This window comes from Alteromonas sp. W364 (assembly GCF_031846205.1).
Classification (GTDB): Bacteria; Pseudomonadota; Gammaproteobacteria; order Enterobacterales; family Alteromonadaceae; genus Glaciecola; species Glaciecola blandensis.
Window position 1 is genome coordinate 1 of the sequence record NZ_JAVRID010000016.1, and the last position, 4,132, is coordinate 4,132.

The window sequence follows — 4,132 nt, forward strand, 5'->3', positions numbered from 1 at the left end:
TTGCTTTGCCATTTTAAATATTCCCAGCAACGTATAAAAAAATTATTTCTAAGAAGTGAGATTGGAAACTAGGAGATGGTGCTGATAGGCAGATTCGAACTGCCGACCTCACCCTTACCAAGGGTGCGCTCTACCAACTGAGCCATATCAGCAACGTTAATGGAGCGGGCAGCGGGAATCGAACCCGCATCATCAGCTTGGAAGGCTGAGGTAATAGCCATTATACGATGCCCGCGTTCCTAATTCTCGATCCCACTTCCAGAGAAAGTGGTGGAGGGGGCAGGATTCGAACCTGCGAAGGCTGAGCCGGCAGATTTACAGTCTGCTCCCGTTGACCGCTTGGGTACCCCTCCGAGATTGATGGTGCCGACTACCGGAGTCGAACTGGTGACCTACTGATTACAAGTCAGTTGCTCTACCAACTGAGCTAAGTCGGCACTGCATCAAGTGGGTGCGCATATTAAAGAAATGATCGGCATGTGGCAATACCTAATTGAGAAAAAAACACCTTTTTTTGCACTTTTTTTTAATATGCCTTTTTTTAAAGCAAAATATTGCTGATTTTTAATCAACAAACAAGGTTAATCCATCTAAGACTAAGTTTTCATGAAAGAAAAGAGGGTAAGCAAAATCTTCTTGTTTGAGTATATTTCTATTTCCGCCGGTAATAAAAATGTCAAAATCTTGATTTTTTTTCGATAAAGTGAAAATTGCGGTATGTAATAGTCCAACAATTTGAGCTTTGCATCCCGCTTCAACACATTCGGGTGTGTCTTTTTGGAAATCTATTTCACTGATTTCTTCATCTTTTCCGAATACATTTTGTGTATTCTTAAACAATGAATCTCTCAGTAAACGAAACCCGGGGGCGATCCATCCACCCAAATGTTGACCATCTGCAACAGCATCAACAGTAATCGCCGTACCAACATCCACGACAATAAAAGACTTTAGTTTAGATTTAGTGTTGGCAGCTAACATGGCTAACCAACGATCTACGCCCATATTAGAGGTAACTGAATAAGCATTGCTAAGACCGAACTGCGCAGCTTGTGTGCGAGCCTCAATGACTTCGACCTTATTAGATGTCGCTATTTTATTAATATCGTCAACCAAACTGCGACGACCGACACAGGAAAGATATATTTTCTCGGCTAGTTCTATATGTTGTTTGAGTTCTTCGGGCGAACTAGCGGTCTCTGCGCGAGAAGACAACTGTGAGCCTTTGTCATATTTGCGAAACTTAATACATGAATTACCAATATCAATCAGTAAGTTATAACTTCCGGACACTTATTTCTCCACCATGGTGAGGAGTGATGCCCCCTGAGTTCTCGAGTAGTAACGCACCACTTTCATTGATACCTTTGCTCACACCGTGAATTTGATTGTTACCCGACACTAAATATACATATTGATTATAAAACAAGTCAGCTTTCTTCCACTCTTCCATAAATGGTCGTAATCCGCTTGATTCAAACTCCTTTAGCATCTCGGTAAGCGTGCTAAATAGCATCGCTATTAGTTCATTTCTGTCGAGCGAGCGATTCAGAATTTCTTTTATATCTGTAAAAGGTTGATCAATACCGGAAATGTTCTTTGGTAAATCAACATTGACTCCTATTCCGATGATTGCGTTCGCATCGGAACCAACTTGCCCCTCTACCTCTATCAGTATCCCTGCTAGCTTCTTGTTATTGTGGTAAACGTCATTTGGCCACTTTAACTTACAATCATGAATGCCCAATTTTTGCATAACCCGATTAATACCAATGCCAACTAACAAAGACAAACCTACCATAGATTGATAACCGCCGGAGAACGTCCACGCCATAGACATATAGATACTAGACCCGAAGGGTGAGACCCAAGTTTTACCCCTTCTACCTCTTCCACTGGTTTGTGCTTCTGCTAGGCACATGTAGCCCTGAGGAAGGGCTTGTAGATTTTGTTTAATAAAGGTGTTCGTAGAGTCAATGATAGTGAATACATCAATATTCTCTTGATGCTTATGGCCGATGAGAGACAATATACTGTCTTTATTCAACAACTGGATTGGGTTCGCAAGCCTGTAGCCACGCCCCTTTACGCTGAAGATGTCTAAACCAATGTCAGCTAGGTATTTGATGTGATTAGCAACTGCACTTCTACTAATCCCTGTAAGCTCTCCTAAGTCCTCTCCAGAATGAAATTCACCAGATGCGAGGACCTGTATAATTTTACTGCGAGTGAGTGCTGCTGCTTTTCTCATAATGTGACTAATCCTTGTCGTCCTACCAATCTGACTTCGTTCTCAAGTTTGATATCGAATGCCTGGGTTACTTTTTGAGTTATTTCTCTGGCTAGCATGAGTAATCCTTCTCCATCGCCATTACCTGAGTTAACAAGTACAAGAGGTTGTTTGTCGTGACATCGTACCCCTCGATATTCTTTTCCTTTAAAGCCAAGTTGGTCAATTAACCATGCAGCCGGGACTTTAACGGCACTATCGTTAACTTCAAAGTACGGTATTTTTGAGTGTGTAGCCAGTAAAGACTTCAATTTTTCTTTACTAATTACCGGATTTTTGAAGAAACTTCCTGCGTTACCCTGAACCTTTGGATCAGGGAGTTTACTTTTACGAACTTCAATCACTTTCGTGTATATCTCTTCAGGACACGGTTTGATGAGTGTGTCTAGTGGCGCATAAGTGGCATTTACTGTGTGTTTTTTTGGTAGTAAAAAATTAACCGCGGTAATAAAGCAACGATTGAAAAGCTCATGCTTAAAAATACTATCTCGATACCCAAATCGACATTCTTCGTTTTTAATGAGTTTCATTCTATTCTCATCAATGTCATAGAACTCGACACTAGTAATAAACTGAGCAATCTCGACGCCGTAAGCCCCAATATTTTGTATCGGAGCACCTCCTACCGTACCGGGTATTAAAGCGAGGTTTTCAAAGCCATATATTTTTTGGGCTAAGGTCCAAGACACAAGATCATGCCAATTTTCACCTGAGCCTACAGACAGATTATGACTGTTTTCGTTTTCCTGATGGGCTTTACCCTTGAGTTGATTTAAAACGACGTCGCCTTCGAAGTCATCTAAGAAAATCGTATTACTACCTTCACCTAAGATATATTCAGCCTGCCTATCACTTCTCTGATAATGCAATTTCAGTGCTTCAATAGAGTCGATGTAGTGAATTTTCTCACAAGAGGCATTTAAGCCAAATGTGTGACTATGTTTCAGTGAGGTCAATTTACCAGAGTTCCGAAGCGTCTAAAGGTTATGTGTTTTATAATAACAAGAATCACTTGTTGTAAGCGACTATTATTATGTAATCGATGAACGGGAAATTAACTTCACCTTGTACGATAGTTGATCTTTTTTGCTCGTCTAAATGCGTTACAATAAAGAAAACTGAATAAGAGAAATTGAAATGAAAATTTGTGGTGTTGAAATAAAAGGTTCTGAGGCTATTGTTTGTATACTCGATTATAACGATGGTCTTTTTACGCTACCTGACTGCAGAGTCCGTAAGGTGGAGTTTGATAAGCGCAACAATACAGGTGACATTCGTTATTTTCAATCAACGTTTGCCAAACTTATGGCTGACTATAAAGTCGAGTCTGTGGTTATTAAAGACCGTCCTCTTAAAGGAAAATTTGCAGGCGGTGCGCTTGGTTTCAAAATGGAAGCGGCTATCCAACTAATCGATGGTTTAGATGTACACACAATGTCTCCGCAAGAACAAAAAGAATCGATAAAACGCAATCCAGTTTCTGTTGATTTTTCTGAAACAGGATTGAAAATATTTCAGGAGCAGGCCTTTACTGTAGCATACGCAAAACATATGAATATACAGTATCCTCCACAACCCGAAGCTTAAGTTAATTAAGGCAAGAAAAAGGGGTCAGAGTGAATTTATTTTTCTGGCTTTGAGTAGGCGCTCACCAATATAAACCTTCAAACGGCAGGGATGCCGTTTGGAAGCGGGCAGGATGCCGTTTGGGAGTGGGCAGGATGCCGACAAGCGTGTTTATATTGGTGAGGGCCTGCTCAACGCTAAATGATAAATAATTCACTCTGACCCCCTTTTTAATTAACTCTGACCCCTTTTTTCTTTTTGGTTTATCGCGGGCAT

At 40.7% G+C, this 4,132-nt stretch carries 5 protein-coding genes and 4 tRNA genes; 1 reads left to right on the top strand and 8 read right to left on the bottom strand.

Annotated features, from left to right (window positions below; all coding sequences use genetic code 11):
- Nucleotides 1-76: 76 nt before the first annotated feature.
- The 7 genes from RM556_RS17120 to murB all read right to left on the bottom strand — a co-directional run bounded on the left by RM556_RS17120 (nucleotide 77) and on the right by murB (nucleotide 3,246).
- Nucleotides 77-152, bottom strand: a tRNA-Thr gene (locus RM556_RS17120).
- Between the two features lie 8 nt (nucleotides 153-160).
- Nucleotides 161-235 (bottom strand) — tRNA-Gly (locus RM556_RS17125).
- A 33-nt stretch (nucleotides 236-268) separates the two neighbouring features.
- A tRNA-Tyr gene (locus RM556_RS17130) sits at nucleotides 269-353 on the bottom strand.
- Nucleotides 354-361: 8 nt separating this feature from the next.
- Nucleotides 362-437, bottom strand: a tRNA-Thr gene (locus RM556_RS17135).
- Between the two features lie 127 nt (nucleotides 438-564).
- A complete protein-coding gene (locus RM556_RS17140) occupies nucleotides 565-1,293 on the bottom strand; it encodes a type III pantothenate kinase (protein ID WP_311363133.1) in 729 nt (242 codons plus the stop codon).
- On the bottom strand, nucleotides 1,277-2,251 hold the full coding sequence (gene birA / locus RM556_RS17145) for a bifunctional biotin--[acetyl-CoA-carboxylase] ligase/biotin operon repressor BirA (protein ID WP_311375189.1): 975 nt from the start codon (nucleotides 2,249-2,251) through the stop codon (nucleotides 1,277-1,279). Before birA ends, RM556_RS17140 begins: the two co-directional genes overlap by 17 nt.
- Complete coding sequence (murB, locus tag RM556_RS17150) at nucleotides 2,248-3,246, bottom strand: UDP-N-acetylmuramate dehydrogenase (protein ID WP_311375190.1); 999 nt, start codon at nucleotides 3,244-3,246, stop codon at nucleotides 2,248-2,250. The genes birA and murB overlap by 4 nt, the downstream gene beginning before the upstream one ends.
- Nucleotides 3,247-3,427: 181 nt before the next feature.
- On the opposite strand from murB, the gene RM556_RS17155 reads away from it, so the two are divergent.
- Entirely contained in the window at nucleotides 3,428-3,877 is a 450-nt protein-coding gene (locus RM556_RS17155; protein ID WP_311363136.1) for a DUF3010 family protein, read from the top strand.
- A 61-nt stretch (nucleotides 3,878-3,938) separates the two neighbouring features.
- Here the strand turns inward: RM556_RS17155 and RM556_RS17160 are convergent.
- A partial coding sequence (locus RM556_RS17160; protein ID WP_311375191.1) for a hypothetical protein occupies nucleotides 3,939-4,132 on the bottom strand: 194 nt, incomplete at its 5' end.

Excerpts from the sequence above, each read along its gene's own strand:
- birA (WP_311375189.1), bottom strand. The coding sequence starts at position 2,251 with ATGAGAAAAGCAGCAGCACTCACTCGCAGTAAAATTATACAGGTCCTC.
- RM556_RS17155 (WP_311363136.1), top strand. The coding sequence starts at position 3,428 with ATGAAAATTTGTGGTGTTGAAATAAAAGGTTCTGAGGCTATTGTTTGT.